This is a genomic window from Pseudoalteromonas sp. TB64, assembly GCF_000498095.1.
Classification (GTDB): Bacteria; Pseudomonadota; Gammaproteobacteria; order Enterobacterales; family Alteromonadaceae; genus Pseudoalteromonas.
This window is the reverse complement of record NZ_AUTQ01000260.1, coordinates 26,934-50,493: the sequence shown is the minus strand read 5'-3', so window position 1 is coordinate 50,493 and position 23,560 is coordinate 26,934. Positions and strand designations below refer to the sequence as shown.

The following is a 23,560-nucleotide window of genomic DNA, read 5'->3' as shown; positions in this document are numbered from 1 at the left end:
ATTATCTTATCGCTTTAAATTTAAAAATAGGTCTTATGAATTATTATATTAATCGTGATTGTTATGTTTATTTAGATCGGTTTGATAACCAGTTTATTTATTCGAACACGGGGGAACCAGCAGAGTTAGTACTTCCTTTAGAAATTACTATTTTGGAAGAAGACTGCGTGTTGTATGAAAATGATACCGAGTCGATGATTGATTACTCGCCAACCACGCTTGGCTATTATTGGGTTAATGGTAATCAATGTATAAGAACCAAAGAGGGGCTAGTGTTTGAGCCTGTCGAATGTGAAGCTCAAGCTGTGCAATTTATTTTAAAGGATGGTGAGTTACACGGGGAAAAAATAAATAGCTCACTTTCAACAAATCCCACAGGCTATTCAAGTTATTACTTCAGCTCTATTAAGGGAGCTAAAGCAATTGTTAATAAAAATGAATTAGACGAGTATACACTTGAGATTAATGGTAAAAAACATCCTATTTGGCTCGGCGAACTTGAGTTTTGTTACACAATAAATGAACAAACAGGGTTTAATAAAGTAGGAGGGGAGATTAATTACCACGGTGAAAAACTATCAACCGTCTTTATCGATACATTCACTGTCCTTGATTTTAATTACGCGAAGGATGCACATTCGGTATTTTGTGGGAACCAGATAATAGCGGATGCTGACTTAAATACCTTTGAAGTGATTACAATGACGCTCGCTAAAGATAAAAACAACCTCTACAGTTTTAGCGAAATTATTGAATTGGCAGACCCCACAACGTTTGAAATTATTGACGGAAAAAACTCTAACGCTTTCGAACTTTATGCGAAAGACAAAAATACCGTTTATTACCTTAGTAAAGCCATTCTAGAAGCTGATTTAGAAACCTTTTATATTATCAATGCAGAATACTCTGCTGATAAAAATTGGGTATATCGTTCAGGGATGCGTATTCCATCGTTAGATGCCAACAGCTTTGAGTATGTTTCAGTTTTTTACGTTAAAGATAAAAATGGAATATACAGCACAGACATGTATACAAGCTTCATCACCAAAAATAGTGACGATTTTATAGATCATGGTTATGAGTACTTCTCTTGTAATGGTGTTGTTTATTGGGAAGATTGTACACAAGAGCTAAGTACCGCTATTGCATCATTTGAATCGATTGATTACAACTGGGCAAAAAATGATACTCACATATTTTATCGCAATAAATTAGTTTATGAAGGTGATTGCTCTAATGTAAACATGATTGATGAGCTTATTATTACAGCGAATGAGAGTGTAATAACTAATAATGGTCTGATTAAAGGAGCTGTTGCTTCAAAGTGGGAGTTACTCACAAACGGTTTTTATCGTTCAGGTAGTCAGCTTTTTTATCGCGAAGAGTTTATTGAAATGGGCGATTCTGATACGTTTGAGAAAATTGATGAATGGCGTTTTAAAGATAAAAGTAATGTGTATATTATTGATAGTCATTTTTATACGTTATCAACAATCTCGTGTGATGATACCGACGAGATTGTTATCGTAGATGACAATTTTCTTAAAATTAAAAGCAAAGTCTACTTTTATGATGAGGAAATAGTTGGAGCACAGCCAGACACATTCGTAGCGTTAGAATATGGATTTTCACGCGATAAAAAAGCTGTTTTTAATAATGAGAATAAATTATCAAAGTTAGATCCAAACAATATCACTATTATTAACCCCTTTATTATCCATGATTTAAACAACTTATATTACAACCAAACGTTACTTAATATTAATGTTAGTCAATTTGAACACCTATCCGAATATATTTTAAAGGATGAAAATAACGTTTATTTTCAAGATACGCTTATAGAGGGGGCTTGCGCATTAACATATGAGCTATGTGGGACGTTTTTTCAAAAAGATAAACTTTATGTGTACCACAACAGTAAACGATTAAACCTTACTGCCTCTCAAACTGTATTTAAAAGTGAAGTATTTGCTTTAGATTTTGAACGAGTGTATTTCATAGATGAAGAGATTATTGGAGGTGATATAACATCGTTTGAAATAATTAAAGACTCGCTATCTAAAGATAAAAATCATGTTTATTACAGAGAAAAAATCATAGAGAAAGCGGACCCCTCAAGCTTTAAAATAATGGGGTATAGCCAATTTATGGATAAAAACCATATTTATCATATGGAAAATGGGCATGTACACATTACTGAGTAGCCTGAACTCGAAATAAACCTCTTAATGAGAGGTTAAATATAATAATGGGCTATGTATCGAATGATATAAATTTTTGTTTTAAAAGGATGTAATTATTAAGTTTATAGCTGTAATTTTAATTGGACCATTGGCTTTATTTCCTGCTGGGATGTTACTCGCCATTGTATTCACATTATTTGGAGTTCAATCTTCAAAAGATTATGTAGAAGCGATACTCTTTTCTATGGGTTTAGTTGGAGGGACTCTATTTTATGTGTATTTCGCATTAGTAATTTATGGTTTACCAATTGTATTATTGTTAAAGAAGTTTGGTGTTTTCAATCTTCAAATGGTTTTAACAGCAAGTGTAGCGCCACTTATTTTAAGTGCGTTACTGAGCTGGGATGGGCAGATTAGAACCTTATTTGTAATATGCTATGGCGCTCTTACAGTTGCTCTTGGATGTTGGTTTATATATAAATGGGTATATAGAAAAAGCCTCAAGTTGAATGATGAAAGCAATCTCAAGTAGCTTTTTATAACGGTTGTTTTTTATCTGTTTTATTAGTTATGAGCGGCTATAGATCATTATTACATCAAGTTTGTTTTGTGCTCTAACATGATTTTTTATATCTATTGGTTCTATCATTTCGCACTCATCTCTTACCATTTCAGATATTAAACTAGGGTAGTGACGACAGTCCTCTGGTCTGTCGAGATATATGCTGCACGTGTACATATTTTTAGCGAGTGGATCTTTTTTAGGCGCAACTTCTAAAAAAGGACAAGTCGCTAATCTTAAGCCTGAACTGGGATCAAACCAAATTTCGTCATTTTTGACGTACTCAAAAATTTCTGGATTAAATAATTCCCATAAATCTATTTCGTCTTGTGAAGCACTTAAATCGCCACCACCGTACTTAATACAGCATTTACCACATTGATTGCATTCTTTCATAGTTTACTTGGCTGCTTACAGGCTAAGGTAGGCTATAAGTGTAGCATTTAAGTCATTTAATAATGCTAATGAAATTCAATAATTAGGGCTTAATTTTTATAGTGAACAAGGAACATAAGAAACATGCTGTTACGCTTTAAGGTGAGCTTAACAACTTAAATTTTAGTTATGTTTGCTACTGTGTTTGTACTGACAGTACTAGGGCGTGTATCCAGATGAAAGAAAATATAAACAAGCTCAAAGTAGAGTTAAATACAAAATTCAATGAAAAGTTAGCGTATTGGAATAACTTAAAAAGTAAAAAAGCGAAGATCGCTATAATAGCGCTGTGCATGGGTATTATTTGCTTAAAAATATTTACCACTATTTTTACGGTTGATTGGCTAACTGATATGCTTGGTAGCTAGGTTGGAGCCTTAATTTGCGTTTATGGATTTGTTCAACACGATACTATTTTAATTAGATGTGTTAATTTTTGGTGTGTGGTGTGTTTAACCTCTACGCGAGGTTCATTATTACTGTATTATTACGCTAACTAACAAATTAGATAGCAGTTGTTTAAAACTATTTTATAACGACTGTAATAAAACATTTATTGCTAAATTATATGAGTAGATTAATTTAGTGGTACATAAAAAGGTAATTAGTAATGATGAACACCAAAGTATACAAAGCAGTACATGATTTAGCTGAAGATTTAATGGCTGCGGCTAATAAAAATGATACAAAAAAATTCGAACTCCTTTATGAGCAATTAAAAGCAATTTGTATTGAAAACGAAAATACACCAAAAGACCATCCTGTACAGTGGGAAACCTTAGCCGATTTTACCGAAGAGCTAGAAGAGGCGATTATCGGTTACGAAAAAGCATTACAAAAGTCGATTGAGATTAACAATAAAGATCACATGTCATCGGTTGCTTTTTCAATGGCAACTTTACAGCTTGAATTAGGTCAAAAAGAAGAAGCGATTAAAAATCTTCAAAATGCAAAAATTAGCGCCAATAAAATTGCAGATAAAGAACTTAAAGCCGAAATACACGATTTGCTAGAGTCGCTAGTTGAAGAAGAAGGTTAAGCCTATTTGGTTAGGGCGTATTGACCTTAAAATTAACCAATAAAAAAGCGCTGGTGGTTTATATCCCCAGCGCTTTTGTATGTGTATTACAAAATAAATTACTTTTGTGTGTTTTTAAGAGCCAATTTATCCATAAAATTGACGATATACTTTGCGACTTCAACTGGTTTTTCTTCAACAGTAAAGTGCCCAGAATCAAGTAAGTGCAGCTCAGCGTTTGGCACATCTTTTAAATATGCTTTTGCACCTTGTGCTATAAATGCAGGATCGTTTTTACCCCATACAATTAACGTAGGTGGCTGATGCTCCCTCAAATATGCTTGCCATTTAGGGTAGTCGAGTAAATTGTTGTAGTAATCTTGTAGTAGTTGCACCTGAATTAATCGGTCAGTTTTTGTTTGTAAAAAATGAAGATCGTGAGTCCAACTATCGGGGTTCATTATTTGAGTATTATTTTGCACATCACGTAAATATTGTTTATTAATGATGGCTTGCTCTGAAGTAAATGAGTACAACTTTGCTTGTTGTTCTTGTGATTTATCTTGATTGGCTGTTTTAAAAAATGCTTGCCTTGCAGGTGTTAAACCTTCCAAATACGCATTACCATTTTGTACGATAAGTGCATCGAGTTTATTAGGGTTATTTAAAAGCATTCTAAAACCTACTGGTGCTCCGAAGTCTTGTATGTAAAGGCTATAGTTGTTTACCTCAAGCTTATTGAGTAACCCATCTACATATTTAGCAAGTAAATCAAACGTGTATTTTTGTTTATCAGGGCTTGGGCGTGCGCTATAACCAGAACCTAAATAGTCAGGCGCTATTACGTGGTAGCGCCCAGATAAAAGAGGAATTAGCTCTCGGTAGCTATGTGACGACGATGGATAACCATGTAATAAAACAATAGTTTGTTTATGTTGTGTACCAGCTTCTCGATAGAAGATTTTTTTACCATTTACGTTTGCATATTTGTAAGTGGTTTTTGAAGGCCATACAGCATCAGCGGCATACACTTTGGCGGTTAGTGTAGACATAGAAACTAGTAAAAACACAATGAATGAAATGATGTGAGCAGGTTTTATTTTAAAGTTTTTTTGTATATCTGGGTGCATAAGTAAACTCGTTATTTTTGGTAATGACGCTTTATTAATTTACCAGACCTGTTATTTACACAATTATATTCAGTTAATAGTGTTCAAGTTATTATAACTAATAGGAATACAGTAATAGTATGTGTGATTTTAGAACGTACTATCAAGTATACAGTGGGTTAGGGCGTCAGTTCTTTATTGGCAGCTTTTTTGCAATTGAAATAACTTATTAAATAAACCGCTATTGGAATAGTTGGGCTTAGTAAAACATGGGGGTTATAATAGACGTCTCGTTCGCCATAAAAACAAAAATATAAAACGGCGGCGAGTATTGAGGGTAGGGGAAAGATGATTGCACCGTGCCCAAAAGCAGCAAAAATTGTCCACGAAAAAACACTAGGCTAAAGCACTGCTCTAATATAGGCTCCTTTATTTGTTGATTTCGCGGTTTTAGCGTAATTACGCGCGATAAAGTAAGATATTACTGTTGGAAATAAAATTAAAATGATGTTCAGTGTTATAAGTATAAGCACAGTGATTCAATTCCTTTTGATATTATTTTTATAGTCAGTTTTTAAAGCGGTGATTTGCTCAACCTCATCTGCTGTTAATGCTTGATATAACCTAGGATAAGACCAGCCATAGCCCCACCTAAACGTGGTTGGTATAAAAGGGCTTCCACCAATACGAACCCCAGCAAGCATTAGATTAGCTATATGTATCTCGCCTACATCAGCAACACACTGCTGTAATACTTTATCTGCTTTTAAACGTTCCTCGTACGTACCACCTTGCCAATAGGCATAGTCATGCGCTGTGCAGCACGCCAACCAGAGCTTTTTATGTTGTATGGTTCCATCAGGGAATGAGCTACACCCATCTGATGTAAAGGGTTTTATATTTTCAGCATTAGCTGTACCAGAAAGTAAGATTAGTAAAAGGCTTGCACATAAACGCATTGTGTTAATACTCAAATTTACGTATGTAAGGTTAATTTATACATAAGTGATTTAGTTACGATTTTAGTTACAAATAATAACAGTTTTTTAAGCATAAAAAAGACGCCTAACTATCTAGGAACTGTTTATTTTTCTACGTTGAGATTATGAGCATAGAGTTTGGTTTTAAGGTAAACCACGTCTATTTTATGTGCCTACTCCCAGTACATGGCAAATACGCGTTGTTTTTAAATTAAACCGAGGGGTGATTAACGTTTTTAAATTTTAAAAAGAGAGATTCGTTAATTTACTTTTGTTATTATTAATTTGTTGGCTTACAGAATGTGTACAGCGTTAAGTTAGTATTTTGGAGAATGGACGTGCTCAAGCAAATAGAACAATGGATTGATGCAACAAATATCAAACATAAAAACCAAAGAATTAGCTGTGAAAAGTTTAGCCGTGAGTTTGGAGGGTTTTATCCTATCGAATTTTTAAAAAATGCATTTTATGTTGTTGTTGATAAAATACCAAAACCTGATTTTCCAGCCCTACGAGAAATGGGCCTAGGCGATTTTGTAGATATGGATGCCGCAGGAATTACGTATAAAAATACATATTATATGCTTCCTCACGTTGCCGAAAACTTAAGGGTTCATTTTCATGAACTCGTTCATGTGGCGCAGTGGCATGAACTTGGAGCAGATGCGTTTATGCTACGTTATATTACCGAAATTCAACATGTTGGGTATAACGACGCACAGCTCGAAAAAATGGCATACGATCTTGATGAGCACTTTGTTAATAATGGCGACAAAATAGATGTACCTAAACACGTAGCTCAGACACTTTAGTTAAACTGCTGAGATTTAATCGTAGGTTTAAAGGAATTTATATGAACAGAATTATTGGATATTTACTCACCTTAGTGTGCATTAATGCTAATGCAGCATCGTTTGATGAAGAAATTGTTACGGCTTTACTCGAGCGTACAACGCATAATGTTACCTATGACGGCGCTTATCGCTCAATTGATTACCCCGGTGGTGATGTACCTGAGAATAAAGGTGTGTGCACCGATGTAATAATTAGAACTTATAGAAAGTTAGGTGTTGATTTACAAAAGCTTGTGCACGAAGACATGCAAAAAAACTTTTCGCAGTATCCATCTAAACGTATTTGGGGTTTAACTAGACCGGATAAAAATATAGATCACCGACGCGTACCAAACTTACAAGCGTACTTTACCCGCCATGCAAATGTATTAAGCAAGTCAAGTAAAGTGAGTGACTATAAAACGGGCGATATAGTAACGTGGATGTTACCAGGTAATTTACCTCATATAGGGATGGTGATTGATGAGTTATCTCAAGATACGGGTAACCCACTTATTGTGCATAATATAGGGCGTGGTCCGCAAAAAAGCGATATGCTTTTTGATTACAAAATTACAGGACATTATCGGTTCGTTCCAAAAGAATACGAGTAACAACACTACAAATGTAGGTTAATTTAGTCTCTTTTTTATAAATAACGTGAGTTCAAGTATCAAAAGCTCCTAGTATAAAAAGAAAATAAAGGAAAATATAAGTGAAAGAAAATAATAAAGGGATTTATTTAAAAGATACTCGCTTAGCACCCAAAGTGCTTAATTTATTAATGAGTGTTTTTTTTGGAGCCTTAGGCACCGCCTTATTTAGTGCCATAGCTTATTGGACTAACAACATTAATATAGAAGCCCACGACTATATTAGTTTTAGCGTTGTGCTTAGTCTTTTTTTACTCATTTTAAATGTGTTTGGCGTTATAGTATGGAAGCAACCTAAATGGTTAATAGGCAGTCTAAATACGATAATCACGTATGCTAAGCAAAAAAAATTAGCATTTTTTAGCGGCGTATTAATACTTTTACTTATTATTATTGGTTATTGCGTTTATATTTCACTACCTCAACCTGTTAGCTATAAAGCAAGTCATTTTTCTCCTTCGGTTACCACCTTGTCGGATGTACTTACACCAGAACCACTTTATATCGATTTTACACCTATTTTAGAGGGAGTAGAAAATACAGAGTCAGTTTCTTACTCTGTTGCAAAACTAGACCTAATAGGTAAAAAAATACCTAAAGGTATACAGGTCAGCCCTGAGTTAGTAGGTCAATGGAGTTGGAATAGTGAAAGCCAGCTTAAATTTATACCAAAACAAGATTGGTCAGCAGGCCAAGAGTATGAAGTTAGTTTTAGTGAGTCTATTTTTAAAGCAGACATAAAACTAAGTGATGATGAACATGTATTTAAAACGCCTGATTTTGAGTTATCACTAAGCACACTTGCTTTTTACCAAGATCCTAAAACTAAAAATAGTCATAAAGTTGTAGCTACATTAATAGCAACTCACCCTACAGATGTAGACAGTGTAAAAAGTCATTTAAAACTAACGCAGTCATTTACTAAAAATAATAAAAGCGAAGTTAAGCCATATAAATTTGATGTTACTTATGACAAACACCAACGAGAAATTTATATTACGTCTGAGCCAATACAAATCCAAGACACCGAAAGTTATATGTATTTTACACTTGATAGCGGCGTAAAACCGGTTGTTGGTTCATCAAAAACAGACACTGGCATTAAAGAGTCGGTGTTGATCCCAAGTGTAAATAGTTTTTTTAGAATTAATACTGCCGATGTACTGATGGTAAAGAATGCTGAAGGGGAGCCCGAACAAACGTTTGTTTTGGATTTTACTGATGAAATTGCCTCACAAGATGTTATTAATAAAACAACGGCTTATATATTACCTAACACAGATTCAAAAGGTGAAGGTAAGTACTGGAGCAGTGCACGAGAGATCACTAATGCGGTACTTAAAAAGTTAGAAAAAATTACGTTAAAAGCAATTCCTTCGGCGCAAGATACGGCTAAGTTACACAGTTTTACGTTTGACGCACCTCAAAACCGACAGATTTATATTCGTGTTGATAAAGGGCTAAAATCGACAAGTGATTTTATTATGGTAAATGCGTACGACAGTATTTTAAGTACGCCTGAGTATCCTACCGAAGTAAATATTATGTCTGACGGTGCTATTTTATCTAAAAATGGTGACCATAAATTATCGTTTTTAACACGAGGTGTAAACGCACTTCAGGTTAAAGTAGGTAAAGTACCAGCTAATCAAATTAATCATCTTATAAGCCAGACTAGTGGCGATATTGCTAATCCTGAATTTAATAGTTATTACTTTACTGCTGAAAATATAAGTGATGTTTTTACCAGACAGATTTATTTAAAAACAGAGCACCCTAAAAAAGCGGTTTACTCATCTATCGATTTGAGCAATGAATATAACGAGTCACTTGAATTAGGGTTGTTTTTTATAAACGCTCAAGCTTTAAATACACAAGACAACTACGTATATGGACCTGAAGAAAAACGACTGATCCTTATTACTGATTTAGGTATTTTGGTAAAAAATAATGCAGATGGATCGCGTGATATATTTGTACAGTCTATTGAAACAGGTAAGCCTATTGCAAAAGCAAAAGTGTCGTTACTGGGTAAAAATGGATTAGTTATTTTAAATACTAAAACAGACTCTAAAGGACACGCGTTTTTTGACGACACAACGTGGTTTACAGAAGATCAATCTCCCGTTGCTTTTGTAGTCGAAACTAAAAATGACACGTCTTTTATTCCTTATAATCGCAATGCTCGCACAGTTAACTATTCTCGTTTTGATATTGGTGGAGTAAGCACTGGCAGTAACGCAAATAATCAGATTGATGCGTTTGTATTTTCAGATCGCGGAATTTACAGACCTGGTGATAACGTTAACCTTGCAGCCATTGTTAAACAGCAACACTTTACAAGGTTAGGTGATATACCACTAGAACTTGAAATAACAGATCCTAAAGGCTCTACTGTATTTAAAAAACGTGTAAGTTTAGACAAGTACGGCTTACTCGATTTTAATTTTAAAACACAAAGTAGTGCTAATACGGGCACTTATTATGTCTCTGTACAGCTTATTAAAGATTACGGTCGAGATCAGCTGGGCAGTGCGAGTTTTAAAGTAGAAGAGTTTGTGCCTGATAGATTAAAAATTAATAGCGAGTTCTCTTTACCATCTGCAAAAGGCTGGATCAGTGCGGCACAATTTAAAGCATTAGTAAGCCTTCAAAACTTATTTGGTACACCAGCACAAAATAGACGTATTACTGCGGCTATACGTTTATCGCCAGCGGGCTTTTATTTTAATGAATATAAAGATTATGTGTTTTCTGATCCCAATAGTCAGGGACAAAATATTAGACACAGTTATGATCCATTAGATGAAACGAAAACAGACGTCGAAGGTAAAGCTAAATTTGATATAGACCTATCTCGTTATGAGGCCGGTACATACCAATTAAATTTTGCTGTTCAGGGATATGAAGAAGGCGGTGGTCGAAGTGTAAGAGCAAACAGTACCGTGCTTGTTTCACCGGTTGAACAGTTGGTTGGTTACAAAGCCGATGGCGATTTAAGTTACATATCAAAATATTCGAAACGGGCTGTAAGATTTATTAATATTAATTCAAGCGAAGAACAAGTTGCTCGCGATGAATTATCATTAAAACTAATTGAACAACAATATGTATCTACGCTTGTCCAACAAAATAACGGTACTTATAAATATCAATCTGTACAAAAAAATAAGCTTATTAGTACTGATACGTTTTACATTAGTGAAGAAGGTGCAGATTATGCGTTACCAACAGATAACCCAGGTAGTTATTTAGTTGAGCTAGTTGATAGCAAAGATAACACGGTGAGTCGTGTGTCGTTCACGGTAACAGGTACAGGCAATATTGCGGGAAAACTTGAAAAAAATGCTGAATTACAAATTCAATTAAACAAGAAAGATTATAAACCTGGCGAAGAGATTGAAATAAGCATTGTTGCTTCTTATACAGGCTCGGGTTTAATAACCATTGAAACGAATAAAGTACATGCTTTTAAATGGTTTGATAGTAAAACAACAAGCAGTATCCAAACTATTAAGTTACCTAAAAATATAGAAGGTAATGCGTATATTAATGTCTCTTTTGTGCGAAGTTTAGAGTCGAAAGAAATATTCACAAGCCCATTAAGCTATGCGGTTAAACCATTTTTTATTGACCGTAGTAAACGACAAATAAAATTAGATCTAAACGTACCCGACAAAGTAAAACCAGGCGACGATTTAGTTATTTCGTATCGTTCAGATACGCCTTCGCGGTTAATTATATTTGCTGTTGATGAAGGTATTTTACAAGTTGCAAAATATCAAACGCCTAATCCATTAAATCACTTTTTACAAAAACGTGCGTTAGAAGTAGGCACAATGCAAATAGTCGATCTTATTTTACCTGAATTTAAACTAATTCAAGAACTTGCTGCCGCTGGTGGCGGCTCTGCTGAAGCGATGGCAATGAGCAGAAAAAGTAAGCAGCTTAATCCGTTTTCTCGTAAAGTACAAAAGCCAGTCGCATTTTGGTCTGGTATTTTAGCCGCAGATACTAAAACTAAAGAGCATACGTTTACTATTCCTGACACCTTTGCGGGTCAATTGCGTGTTATGGCTATTGCAGTAAACGATGTTGGTGTGAGCGTTAAAGAAAATAAGACGCTTGTAAGAGGTCCGTTCGTATTAACGCCAAATTCACTGACTACAGCAGCACCGGGAGATGAGTTTGATATTACGCTAGGTGTTGCTAATGGTGTAGAGGGCTCTGGTAAGCAGCTGCCAATTTTAGTAAATGCGCTTACATCAAGTAATCTTGAAATAGTAAGCGATACTCAATCAACTTTAAATATTGATGAAAATTCAGAAGGTAAATTAACCTTTAGAGTTAAAGTGCTGGATAAACTAGGCGCAGCATCCGTTACTTTTACTGCGGTGTCGGGTAAACACGAAAGCCAACGAACAGCGACTTTAAGTGTTCGTCCTGCGGTTGCTTTTGTGAGTAGTTTTGATAGTGGCTTTACTGAATCAGGTCAAAAGAATATTGATATTTCAAGGCAGTTATACCCTAATTTAGCGCAAAGTAATATTACAGCTTCGCAAAGTCCGCGTGCTTTGGTAGATGGATTAATAAGCTATTTAGATAACTTTCCTCATATGTGTACTGAACAAGTGGTCAGTAGTGTTTTTCCGGTACTTAGTAATTTAGAACACCCGAGTTATATGGGAGATGTATCTTATAAACACACACGTATAAATAACCTAATTGACACACTGCGTAAACGTCAGTTGCCTGATGGTAGCTTTATGCTTTGGCCGGGTAATACAAGTACATCAGTTTATTCCTCTCTTTATGTGATGCACTTTTTATTGGACGCTAAAGAAGCTGGCTTATCGGTACCTAATGATATGTGGGTTAATGGTATTGAAGGCGTGCGTAATATAGCGAGTGGCTCGTTGGCAACAAACGACAGAAACCGCGCTTATGCAATTTATTTACTGACTCGCCAAGGTGAGGTAACAACAAATTACTTATCTGACCTAGAAAAAAGTGTTAACGCCAATACCAGTAAAGCATGGCAACAAGATATATCATCTGCTTTTATGGGAGCTACTTATCAACTAATGCAAGCGAGCGATAAAGCACAAGCATTAATAAATGGTTATAAAATAGGGCAAGACACTAAACAAGATAACTGGGGAGCTTACGACTCTCGCCTTGCGCACGATGGGCAGTATATTTACCTTTTATCAAAGCATTTCCCTGAGCGTTTAAAACAGCTAACAAAAAATGATTTTTTTAGTGTTGTAGAACCTATCTTTGAAGGACGTTACAACACGTTGTCGTCTGCTTGGTCAGTACTTGCGATGGATGCTTATTCAAAAGAAGTACTAGCACAAGCACAGCCAGAAGATGTAAAAATAACGGCGACAATGAAAGACGGTACAGTAGATGAGCTAGCTATAACTAAGTCACCTTACCCTAAAGCATCATTTTCAACGGATACAAAAAAGCTTGATGTATCAGCAGCACCTCGTTCTTTTTATATGATGAGCCAATCTGGGTTTGATGCAAACGTACCACAAGAAGCATTAAGTATTGGCTTAGAAGTAACAAGAGAGTATCAAGACGACGAGGGTAATGTTGTGTCGAGTGCTCTGCAAGGTAAAGAGCTTAACGTGGTACTACGAGTTCGTAGCACAACAGGTAGAAATATTTCGGATGTGGCTGTAATTGACTTACTTCCTGGTGGTTTTGAAGTACTACGAGACAGTGTGCGTAGTAATTACAACCGCTGGAAGTCTGACTATAAAGATATTCGAGAAGACCGAATTGTATTTTATGGCAGCTTTGGTGACAGCATGACAGAGCTTACCTATAAAGTTAAAGTGACAGCTTCAGGGAGTTTTGTTGTGCCGGCAGCTTATGCAGAATCTATGTATGATTTAAGCGTAAAAGCGCATTCTAAAGCAGGTCGTTTTGATGTTATTGCGGCTAAATAAAAAATACCGTTTTATAATTAAAACGATATTTTTTACAACAGCATTGCTTGCAATGCTGTTGTATTTTTTTGTTCCAAAGCCTGACATTACGCACCCTATTTCTTACTCAACTGCATTTTATGATAGCAGCGGTAAATTGTTACGTTTAAATTTAGCCGCAGATGATCGCTATAGACTATGGACACCCATCGAAAAAATTCCTTTGAGTGTTCAACAAGCAACTTTGTTATATGAAGATCAAGAATTTTATCAGCACATTGGCGTTGATTTTGTTGCTTTAACAAACGCATTTTATACTAGTTATATTAAAAGAAGCCGACGAGTAGGGGCTTCTACCATAACAATGCAAGTAGCACGGCTGCGCTATGGTATGAATACACATGTTATTTTTGGAAAAATTGAACAAATTTTTCGTGCCCTGCAAATAGAGCGTTATTACAGTAAAGAGCAAATACTAGAGGCGTATTTTAATTTAGCGCCTTATGGGTCAAACGTCGAAGGTATTGGTGCGGCAAGTTTAATTTATTTTAAAAAGCCAGCGATTGACCTTAATTTACCTGAGTCATTATTACTTAGCCTAGTACCGCAAAACCCAAGTAAACGAAACCCAGTTAAACAATCGGCTAAAATCGTATTATTAAAAACAAGACAAAAATTATTTGAGCGTTGGCTTGAAGAGCATCCAGAGGATAAAAGCTGGTCAGCGGCTATGCAATTACCCATTAAAGTTTATTCCACCTCAGATCTGCCTTTTGAAGCGCCGCATTTTATTAATAATTTACAAAACGAATACCCACACCTAAAGCCTGGAGAATATAAAACGTCGATAGAGCTTAATTTACAATATTTGTTAGAGCGCCACGCAACAAATTATATAAATCGTAGAAAAAGAGATGGGCTTAATAACACGTCTGCTATTTTATTGAATTATAAAACCATGGAAGTAGTGGCTGAATTGGGCTCTGTTGATTTTTTTAATAACGAGATTAGCGGGCAAGTAAATGGCGTGCGCGCTAAGCGATCGCCAGGTTCGACTCTTAAACCATTTATCTATGCGCTTGCTATAGATGAAGGGCTGATTCATCCATTAACGCTTGTAAAAGATGCCCCCAAACGCTTTGGAGGATATACACCAGAAAACTACGATCAGCAGTTTTTAGGTCCTATATCAGCGACTGATTCACTCGTACTCAGTCGTAATGTGCCAGCAGTTAATTTAATGTATCGCCTAAAAAAAGTAGGTTTGTACGACTTATTAGTTGCTGCGGATATTAAAAAATTAAAACCTAAAGCGTTTTATGGTTTAGCGCTCGCATTAGGTGGTAACGAAGTAACAATGTTGGAACTGGTAAAGCTATATGCAATGTTAGCTAATTTAGGTGTGTACCAAGACGATATTATTTTAAAACAAGAATTAAACAGTGCGAATAAAAACAAAACACAAAAACGATTACTTAGCCCTGAAGCAGCTTATTTAACTCTACAAATGCTGAGCAAAAATAATGCAGTTGATGAAGTCGATTTTCAAAAAGATAGCAGACAAACCTATCCTGTTTATTGGAAAACAGGCACCTCATTTGCTTTTCGAGATGCTTGGTCGGTTGGCATAGTTGGTCCATATGTTTTAGCAACATGGGTCGGAAATTTTTCGGGGGAAGGTCATCCTTCTTATATTGGTCGACAAGCCGCTGCACCTTTATTTTTTGAAATCATACGTTCATTAGAAAGCTACGGACTAATAAAAGGTGATATTAAACGAAGTGGTCTAAATCTTCGAGAAGTGGATATTTGTTCATCAACGGGCGATTTGCCTAATGCTCATTGTCCTAAAACTCAAAAAGGACTTTTCATTGCGGGTAAGTCGCCTATCAAAGTGTCTGACGTACACAGAGAAATTTATATAGATAAAGCATCGGGTTTACGTGCATGCCAATATAATGAAGCTACAACCACAAAAGATATTTATGAATTTTGGTCGTCAGATTTAGTCAGGTTATTTAAACAAGCTGGAATAATAAAGCGCCAACCACCAGAATATTTAGATTCTTGCTCAATTAACGATACAAGTACTTTAGGCTCAGCTCCTACAATTACATCGCCAAGTAGTTTGATTAGCTATACTGTGCGAGCAAGTAAACTTAAGCGAGAGAGCATTCCTTTTTCGGCAACCACAGATACAGACTCACGTGTTTTATATTGGTTTGTAGACAACAGCTTTGTAGGTAAAGTTAAACGAGATACTCCACTATTTTGGCAACCACAAGTAGGAGAATTTGATGTGAAAGTTGTTGATAACCTTGGTCGGAGCGCCTCAGTTGCACTGCGCGTAAAACTTGTGCAGTAAAATAAATGGGCCGTGATCAGGACGCGGAAGCTTTGCTTGATTTTTACTTATTCTTACATGGATGTAAGTTAGTAGAATAACGCAGGAGCAGTTATCGAGCCCACTAGGTTACAAACCTCGCGCCGCAATTTAATCTTCCTTGGATTAAACAAATTTTAATCCACAAAGAACAACACGCCCTAGAATATTATGAGATGTTTTTTATTAATAAATACTGTTTTTATACATACCTTACTTTTTACTCACGTTTATAAATTAACAATTATTCGTCAATTTTTGATTTTAAGCGGTAGTTTAAAAGCAATGTGTTGCAATTAAAGCCTCAAATATTAAAAACTTCCATCTATAAAAACTACTCTCCTTAATAAAACTAAACCCTTAACTTAAATTGCATTTATGTAAATAAGCGGCTTTATTTTGAGGCAGGTATTAACATTGGTTAATAATATGTTTTTCATTAATGAAATTTAAATGCCAACTAGTCTGTCTTACTAGGCTGAAAATAATTATATTTAAAATAGGAATCTCACTTTATGACTATGCGCCAAATTTTCATAATGTTTATGTGTATATCGATTGTATTAATTATAGGTTTAGCTACTTTGTCATTAATTTGGTTATGGACTTTAGTGATTGTAGGACCTGTAATTTTACTCGGTTTGCACGACATATTACAAACCAAGCATTCTATCCGTCGACTATATCCTGTATTTGGACGATTCAGGTACCTACTTGAATCTATTCGACCTGAAATCCAACAATACTTTGTTGAATCAGATACCAGCGGAGCCCCTATTCCTAGGGAGTTTAGATCATTAATTTATCAGCGCGCTAAAGGAGACCGAGATACACGACCTTTTGGTACTATTTTTGATGTTAATCGTGCAGGTTATGAATGGGTTAATCATTCTATGCAGCCTAAGCACCTGACTGATTTTGACCCTCGTGTTAAATTTGGTGGTCCTGATTGTACTAAGCCATACATGTCTTCTGTACTTAATATTTCTGCGATGAGTTACGGAGCATTAAGTAAAAATGCGATTATGTCTCTTAACCGTGGCGCCAAAATAGGTGGTTTTTCGCATAATACAGGCGAAGGGAGCATGAGCCCTTATCATTTAGAGCACGGCGGTGATATTGTGTGGCAAATAGGCACTGGGTATTTTGGGTGTCGAGACGACAACGGTAATTTCAACCCTGAAACGTTTGAAACCAATGCAACTAAAGACGTTGTTAAAATGATTGAAATAAAGCTATCTCAAGGTGCTAAACCTGGGCATGGCGGTATTTTACCTGCGGCTAAATTAACGCAAGAAATTGCAGATATACGCCATGTGCCTATGGGTTCTGATGTTGTTTCACCTCCAGCACATAGTTCTTTTTCAAACCCAACAGAATTAATGCATTTTATTAAACAATTAAGGGGTTTATCTGGAGGAAAACCTGTCGGATTTAAGCTTTGTATAGGACGCAGAGATGAATTTTTAGCAATATGTAAAGCGATGATCACAACGGGCATTACACCCGATTTTATTACGGTTGATGGTGGTGAAGGTGGAACGGGTGCTGCACCAACTGAGATGACAAACTCAGTAGGAACGCCTCTTAAAGATGCTTTAATTTTTGTTAACAACGCTTTAACTGGTTTTGGTGTTAGAAATAAAATACGTATTATTGCGTCAGGTAAGATGCTTTCCGCATTTCATATACTAAGAGCAATGACCTTAGGTGCTGACACTGTTAACTCGGCTCGCGGAATGATGCTTTCATTAGGTTGCATTCAGGCGCGTACTTGTAATACAGATCATTGCCCAACAGGTATAGCTACACAAAACCCATCTCGTAATAAAGCTATAATCGTTACAGATAAATCACAGCGTGTGGCTAACTTTCAGCGTGAAACAGTTAAAAACTTAGTTGAATTAGTAGGTGCTGCTGGTTTAAATGGTGTTGATGAGCTTGAGGCTAAACACTTAAATCGCAGAATTGAAGGTGTGAATATTAAAACCTATCAACAGCTTTATCCTGCACTAAATGAAAATGTACTATTAGATGAAACGTCTATACCAGAAAGTTGGTTATATGATATGGAGCAAGCTAACGCTGCGTCGTGGTAGCTTCTAAATGAATGACTTATTTGGAGCGAGTATTAAAAAGAGAGCAACTCTTTTTAAATGCAGTAAAGATTAGCTATTCATATGTATTGGGGGGCTAGATAAATGCTCGCCAATACAAAACCATATAAATATTAAATGTTATTTAGTTGAACGGTACAGGGCAAGATATGTTGTTTTTTTGCGTTTTTTTATGCGTTTGTTTTTTAGGATATTTGGCTCAAACAACTGGCTTATGCATGGTCAGAGGAGTAAGAGAGTGGAAAGCAGGGAATAAAGAATTTTTATTGGCTATTGTCTTTAGTGGTGTTTTAGCTTGGGTTGCCGCTTTTTTCTCAGATATTACAGATATTAAGTTTAACTTTCAGACATACGCATTAAGTGGCTGGTTTGTTTTTGGCGGGTTAATATTTGGTTTAGGCGCAGCGCTTAATAAAAGTTGCGGGGTATCGACATTGAGTCGATTAGCGCGTGGTGACGTGCGCATGATTGCTACTATTCTAGGTTGGTTAGTCGGGTGGGTAATACTCGCTTACTGGTCCCCAAATATAGAAGAGGTAAAAAGCTCTTTACCAGGAGAAATTAGTTATATACCACTTGTTGTTATTACTTTAACTATTACTGTTTGGGCATTAATTGGTGACAGAAAAAGAAAAAATCTTTGGTTTGGTATGTTAGGTATCGGGCTTCTATCAGGTTTTATTTATTTGTATCAACCTAGGTGGCCACCAAGCGCTTTATTACATCAAATAAGTGCTGCTTTAATCGATGGAAATGAGAGTAACTGGCCTTCGGCCGAGCAATATATGTTTTTTTTAGCGTTGCTATTAGGTATGTTTTTAGCTGCGTGGCGCACCAAAAAATTTATTTTTATCCCTTTTAGTTTTAAGTACCTTACTGAGCATTTACTTGCTGGGACCTTAATGGGGGTTGGTGCCTCAATAGCAATGGGAGGTAATAGTGTACAGTTATTACTAGCACTACCTACTCTTTCTCCTTCAGGCTTTTGTGCTGTGGCAGGTATGCTCTTAGGTATTTGGAGCGGGCACTATATAATAAAATGCTTTAAGTGGGATTAACTGGCAAGTTGAATATTCAATTTAGCTAATTTAGCTCTGAGCGTTGTAGACTCGAGTTCAGATAAATAAGAACAAACACTTTCGGGGTTTTTATTCGTTTTATTTAATGGGTTTAATATCAGCGCTCATTAGAAGCAATATAATTTAGTTGTACTAATTATATGTAAATCAGATATAGATGTGTACTGTAAAGCCATTTTACTATTTAAAATCAATACTTATATCGCCATTAGGTTTGCAGCAACATAGGAGTATCTCGCCTTCGCGTACAAATGCAAGTGGCTCTTCGTTATACTCAACCTTACCCGAAACCAAAGTCGCTCTACAAGCTCCGCAGTAGCCTTCACGGCATTGAAATGCAACGTCTATTTTCATGGATTCTAAGCAGTGTAAAAGAGAAGGGCNCAGCCAGTGTTAAATTCTATACACTGGCTGTTTTCTGCAAGCGTTACACTTGCAGTGATTCTGTCACTCATTATAAATCAAAGTCACCAAATTGTGAGGCATCAACTTGAGAGTCTATTTGACCAACAAGGTATGAACTGATTTCTGCTTCTTGCGGCGCTACTTGCACGTTATCAGACACCAACCATGAGTTAATCCATGGAATTGGGTTACTGCTAGTTTCAAATTGCGCAGGTAAGCCAATGGCAGTCATGCGTGCATTGGTAATGTATTCTACGTATTGACATAAAATGTGCTTGTTTAAGCCAATCATTGAGCCGTCTTTAAATAGGTATTCTGCCCATTCTTTTTCTTGCTCTGCTGCTTCTACAAACATTTGTATGGCTTCGTCACGACACTGGGCTGCAACAATAGCCATTTCTGGGTCGTCTTTGCCATCTTGCATAATATTTAAAATATGCTGCGTACCCGAAAGGTGAAGTGCTTCGTCGCGTGCAATTAATTTAATTATTTTAGCGTTACCTTCCATCAGTTCACGCTCAGCAAATGCAAACGAACATGCAAAGCTTACATAAAAGCGAATGGCTTCTAAAATATTTACCGACATCATTGCAAGGTAAAGTTTCTTTTTAAGCTCAAATAAATTAACGATAACTGTTTTGCCATTAATCTCGTGTTTGCCTTCGCCGTATAAATTGTAAAGCGATACAGAGTTAATTAAATCATCATAGTATCTAGTTACGGCATCAGCACGTTCACTAATTTTATCGTTGCTAACAATGTCATCAAAAATAAGCTCAGGGGCTTGCGTTACATTACGAATAATATGCGTGTATGAACGGCTGTGAATCGTTTCGCTAAATGCCCATGTCTCTATCCATGTTTCAAGCTCAGGTAACGATACAATAGGAAGTAGGGCAACGTTTGGTGAACGACCTTGTACACTATCAAGCAATGTTTGGTATTTTAAGTTGCTTAAAAATATGTGTTTTTCATGATCAGGTAATGCTTGAAAGTCTAAACGGTCTTTACTTACGTCTACTTCTTCAGGACGCCAAAAAAAAGAAAGTTGTTTCTCAATTAACTTTTCAAAAATAGGGTACTTTTGTTGGTCGTAACGAGATACGTTAACTGTTTGGCCAAAGAACATTGGCTCTTGCATTTGATTGTTATGGTTTCGGCTAAAAGTAGTATAAGACATGTTTATCACTCAAAAAAACTATCAGAAAAAGCGGGCTAAATGCCCGCTTAAAATAAAAATTAATAACTATATTTTACACGCGCCGCCTTCACAATCATCATCTTCCACTTCTGGAGTATCTTCTTGTGAATCTGATGCGCCATCACGGGTGTTATGGTAGTACAACGTTTTAACACCTAGTTTGTATGCAGTAAGTAAGTCTTTTAATAAGACTTGCATAGGTACTTTACCGCCTTCGAACTTGTTTGGATCATAATTTGTGTTTGCTGATATTGTTTGGTCAACAAATTTTTGCATTATGCCCACAAGCTGTAAGTAACCATCGTTTGATGGGATGTCCCACAGTAACTCGTAGTTATTTTTTAAGCGTTCATATTCAGGAACAACTTGCTTCAAAATACCGTCTTTACTTGCTTTAACACTAATATGACCACGTGGTGGCTCAATACCATTAGTTGCATTAGAGATTTGCGACGATGTTTCTGATGGCATTAACGCGCTTAATGTTGAGTTACGCATACCGTGCTCTTTAATGCTGGCACGTAATGTATCCCAATCAAGGTGAAGTGGCTCATCACAAATTTTATCTAAATCACGTTTGTACGTATCTGTTGGCATAATGCCTTGTGAATACGTTGTTTCGTTAAACTTAGGACATGCGCCGCGCTCTTTAGCAAGCTCGTTTGATGCTTTCATTAAGTAGTATTGAATCGCTTCAAATGTTTTATGAGTCAGTGCATTTGCGCTGCCATCTGAATAACGCTTACCGTTTTTAGCTAGGTAGTATGCGTAGTTAATTACACCTATTCCTAACGTACGACGACCCATAGTGGCATTTTTTGCAGCCGGTACAGGGTAGTCTTGGAAATCAAGTAAGTTATCAAGTGCGCGTACTGCAAGCTCAGCTAGCTCTTCAAGCTCGTCTAGTGATTCTATTGCACCTAGGTTAAACGCAGACAGTGTACAAAGGGCAATTTCGCCTTCTTCGTCGTTTACGTTATTAAGTGGCTTAGTTGGCAATGCAATTTCTAAACATAAGTTAGATTGGCGAATAGGCGCAACTTTAGCAATGAACGGGCTGTGTGTATTACAGTGATCAACATTTTGTAAATAAATACGACCTGTACTTGCACGCTCTTGCGCAAACATAGAGAAAAGCTCAATGGCTTTAATGCGTTTTTTACGAATAGACTCGTCTTGTTCGTATTTTACGTAAAGCGCATCAAATTCAGCTTGGTCTTCAAAAAATGCATCGTAAAGACCCGGCACATCTGATGGGCTAAATAACGTAATGTAGTCGTCTTTAATTAAACGAGAGTACATTAGTTTATTAAATTGTACGCCGTAATCTAGGTGACGAACACGGTTGTCATCTACACCACGGTTATTTTTAAGCACAAGTAGGTTTTCTACTTCTAAATGCCAAAGCGGGTAAAACAATGTTGCAGCGCCGCCACGTACACCACCTTGCGAGCAGCTTTTAACCGCTGTTTGAAAGTGCTTATAAAAAGGAATACAACCAGTATGGTACGCTTCACCGTTACGAATGTGGCTACCTAGCGCACGAATACGACCCGCATTAATACCTATACCTGCACGTTGTGAAACGTATTTAACAATCGCAGATGATGTTGCATTGATTGAATCAAGGCTATCACCACACTCTATTAATACACATGAACTAAATTGACGTGTTGGGGTACGTACGCCCGCCATAATAGGGGTAGGTAACGAAATTTTGAACAACGATACGGCATCGTAAAAACGCTTAATGTAAGATACGCGTGTTTCACGTGGGTAGTCAGCAAATAAACTCGCCGCTACTAAAATGTATAAAAACTGTGCACTTTCGTAAATTTCGCCAGATACACGGTTTTGAACAAGGTATTTACCTTCTAATTGCTTAACTGCCGCATAGCTGAAATTAAGATCGCGAGAATGATCAAGGTATGCATCAAGCTCGTCTAATTCTTGTTCTGTATAATCAACAAGTAAGTGAGCGTCGTAGCGCTTATCGCCAACCATTTTTGTTACGTGGTCAAATAAACGTGGTGGCTCAAATTGCCCATACGCTTTTTTACGTAAGTGAAATACAGCTAAACGGGCTGATAAGTACTGGTAATCTGGTGATTCTTTTGAAATCTGATCTGCAGCGGCTTTAATAATGGTTTCGTGAATGTCTTTAGTACGAATACCATCGTAAAATTGAATGTGTGACTTTAGTTCAACTTGCGAAACCGAAACGTTATTTAAACCTTCGGCGGCCCATTCAATAACGCGATGGATCTTATCAAGATCAAGTGGCTCTTTACGACCGTCACGTTTGCTTACAGATAACTGTTGGTTCATAGCTTTGCCTGTGTTCCTAGGGAGTTTAGTATTTTGGCCAATGATTTATACCTCGCAATAGCAAGATATATACTCGTTTATTATAATTCTCACCTAATGAGTGAATTTATTGAATAACATTTGGCCACAATATCTGGTGTTGTTCAATTTAGAGATCACAAGATAGTGTGGTCTGAGTCGTTTTGCAAGGGACATAATTGCCCCTATTTGTGGATAACTTTGGGATAACACATTTGTGTTAGTGAGCATTAACCTTTGATCATTCGGTTAAGTTGAAATTTGCAAAAATCAACTAATCATATGCTAAATTTGCGCTTTAAAAAAATAAATTG

At 36.4% G+C, this 23,560-nt stretch carries 15 protein-coding genes and 1 pseudogene; 10 read left to right on the top strand and 6 right to left on the bottom strand.

Annotated elements, in window-relative coordinates; translation table 11 throughout:
* Positions 1-35: 35 nt before the first annotated feature.
* Positions 36-2,204: a DKNYY domain-containing protein gene (locus L647_RS0121380; protein WP_024612821.1), complete on the top strand. Its 2,169-nt coding sequence runs from the start codon at positions 36-38 to the stop codon at positions 2,202-2,204.
* Between the two features lie 127 nt (positions 2,205-2,331).
* Positions 2,332-2,715, top strand: coding sequence for a hypothetical protein (locus tag L647_RS0121375; protein ID WP_139015465.1), 384 nt, complete (start codon positions 2,332-2,334; stop codon positions 2,713-2,715).
* A 36-nt stretch (positions 2,716-2,751) separates the two neighbouring features.
* On the opposite strand, the gene L647_RS0121370 is transcribed toward L647_RS0121375, so the two are convergent.
* The gene (locus tag L647_RS0121370) at positions 2,752-3,141 is read right to left on the bottom strand and encodes a YkgJ family cysteine cluster protein (protein ID WP_024612819.1); all 390 of its coding nucleotides are present in this window, start codon (positions 3,139-3,141) and stop codon (positions 2,752-2,754) included.
* 215 nt (positions 3,142-3,356) lie between these two features.
* Here L647_RS0121370 and L647_RS0121365 point away from each other — a divergent pair, with 215 nt between their 5' ends.
* Entirely contained in the window at positions 3,357-3,548 is a 192-nt protein-coding gene (locus L647_RS0121365; protein WP_024612818.1) for a hypothetical protein, read from the top strand.
* Positions 3,549-3,790: 242 nt separating this feature from the next.
* On the top strand, positions 3,791-4,219 hold the full coding sequence (locus L647_RS0121360) for a hypothetical protein (RefSeq protein WP_024612817.1): 429 nt from the start codon (positions 3,791-3,793) through the stop codon (positions 4,217-4,219).
* A gap of 98 nt (positions 4,220-4,317) precedes the next feature.
* Here L647_RS0121360 and L647_RS0121355 read toward each other — a convergent pair whose 3' ends face one another.
* Both L647_RS0121355 and L647_RS0121350 read right to left on the bottom strand, forming a co-directional pair.
* Positions 4,318-5,328 carry an alpha/beta hydrolase gene (locus L647_RS0121355; RefSeq protein WP_024612816.1) on the bottom strand — a complete coding sequence of 337 codons (1,011 nt, stop codon included), beginning with the start codon at positions 5,326-5,328 and terminating at the stop codon, positions 4,318-4,320.
* 518 nt (positions 5,329-5,846) lie between these two features.
* The gene (locus L647_RS0121350; RefSeq protein ID WP_024612815.1) at positions 5,847-6,266 is read right to left on the bottom strand and encodes a hypothetical protein; all 420 of its coding nucleotides are present in this window, start codon (positions 6,264-6,266) and stop codon (positions 5,847-5,849) included.
* 353 nt (positions 6,267-6,619) lie between these two features.
* On the opposite strand from L647_RS0121350, the gene L647_RS0121345 reads away from it, so the two are divergent.
* The 6 genes from L647_RS0121345 (at position 6,620) to L647_RS0121320 (ending at position 19,273) form a co-directional block, all read left to right on the top strand.
* Positions 6,620-7,099 carry a hypothetical protein gene (locus tag L647_RS0121345; protein ID WP_081707006.1) on the top strand — a complete coding sequence of 160 codons (480 nt, stop codon included), beginning with the start codon at positions 6,620-6,622 and terminating at the stop codon, positions 7,097-7,099.
* Between the two features lie 41 nt (positions 7,100-7,140).
* Positions 7,141-7,734, top strand: a complete 594-nt coding sequence (locus L647_RS0121340; protein ID WP_024612813.1) for a DUF1287 domain-containing protein — start codon at positions 7,141-7,143, stop codon at positions 7,732-7,734.
* Between the two features lie 101 nt (positions 7,735-7,835).
* Positions 7,836-13,736 carry an alpha-2-macroglobulin gene (locus tag L647_RS0121335; protein WP_024612812.1) on the top strand — a complete coding sequence of 1,967 codons (5,901 nt, stop codon included), beginning with the start codon at positions 7,836-7,838 and terminating at the stop codon, positions 13,734-13,736.
* 52 nt (positions 13,737-13,788) lie between these two features.
* Complete coding sequence (gene pbpC / locus L647_RS0121330; RefSeq protein WP_253948930.1) at positions 13,789-16,080, top strand: penicillin-binding protein 1C; 2,292 nt, start codon at positions 13,789-13,791, stop codon at positions 16,078-16,080.
* 533 nt (positions 16,081-16,613) lie between these two features.
* Complete coding sequence (locus tag L647_RS0121325) at positions 16,614-18,197, top strand: FMN-binding glutamate synthase family protein (RefSeq protein ID WP_024612810.1); 1,584 nt, start codon at positions 16,614-16,616, stop codon at positions 18,195-18,197.
* Between the two features lie 236 nt (positions 18,198-18,433).
* A complete protein-coding gene (locus tag L647_RS0121320; protein ID WP_253948929.1) occupies positions 18,434-19,273 on the top strand; it encodes a YeeE/YedE thiosulfate transporter family protein in 840 nt (279 codons plus the stop codon).
* A 201-nt stretch (positions 19,274-19,474) separates the two neighbouring features.
* On the opposite strand, the pseudogene yfaE reads toward L647_RS0121320, so the two are convergent.
* The 3 genes and pseudogenes from yfaE to nrdA all read right to left on the bottom strand — a co-directional run bounded on the left by yfaE (position 19,475) and on the right by nrdA (position 23,228).
* Positions 19,475-19,749 (bottom strand): annotated as a pseudogene (gene yfaE, locus L647_RS1000000126175) (class I ribonucleotide reductase maintenance protein YfaE).
* The gene (gene nrdB, locus L647_RS0121310; RefSeq protein WP_024612808.1) at positions 19,749-20,879 is read right to left on the bottom strand and encodes a class Ia ribonucleoside-diphosphate reductase subunit beta; all 1,131 of its coding nucleotides are present in this window, start codon (positions 20,877-20,879) and stop codon (positions 19,749-19,751) included. Before nrdB ends, yfaE begins: the two are co-directional and overlap by 1 nt.
* 66 nt (positions 20,880-20,945) lie before the next feature.
* Positions 20,946-23,228, bottom strand: a complete 2,283-nt coding sequence (gene nrdA / locus L647_RS0121305; protein ID WP_024612807.1) for a class 1a ribonucleoside-diphosphate reductase subunit alpha — start codon at positions 23,226-23,228, stop codon at positions 20,946-20,948.
* Between the last annotated feature and the right edge of the window lie 332 nt (positions 23,229-23,560).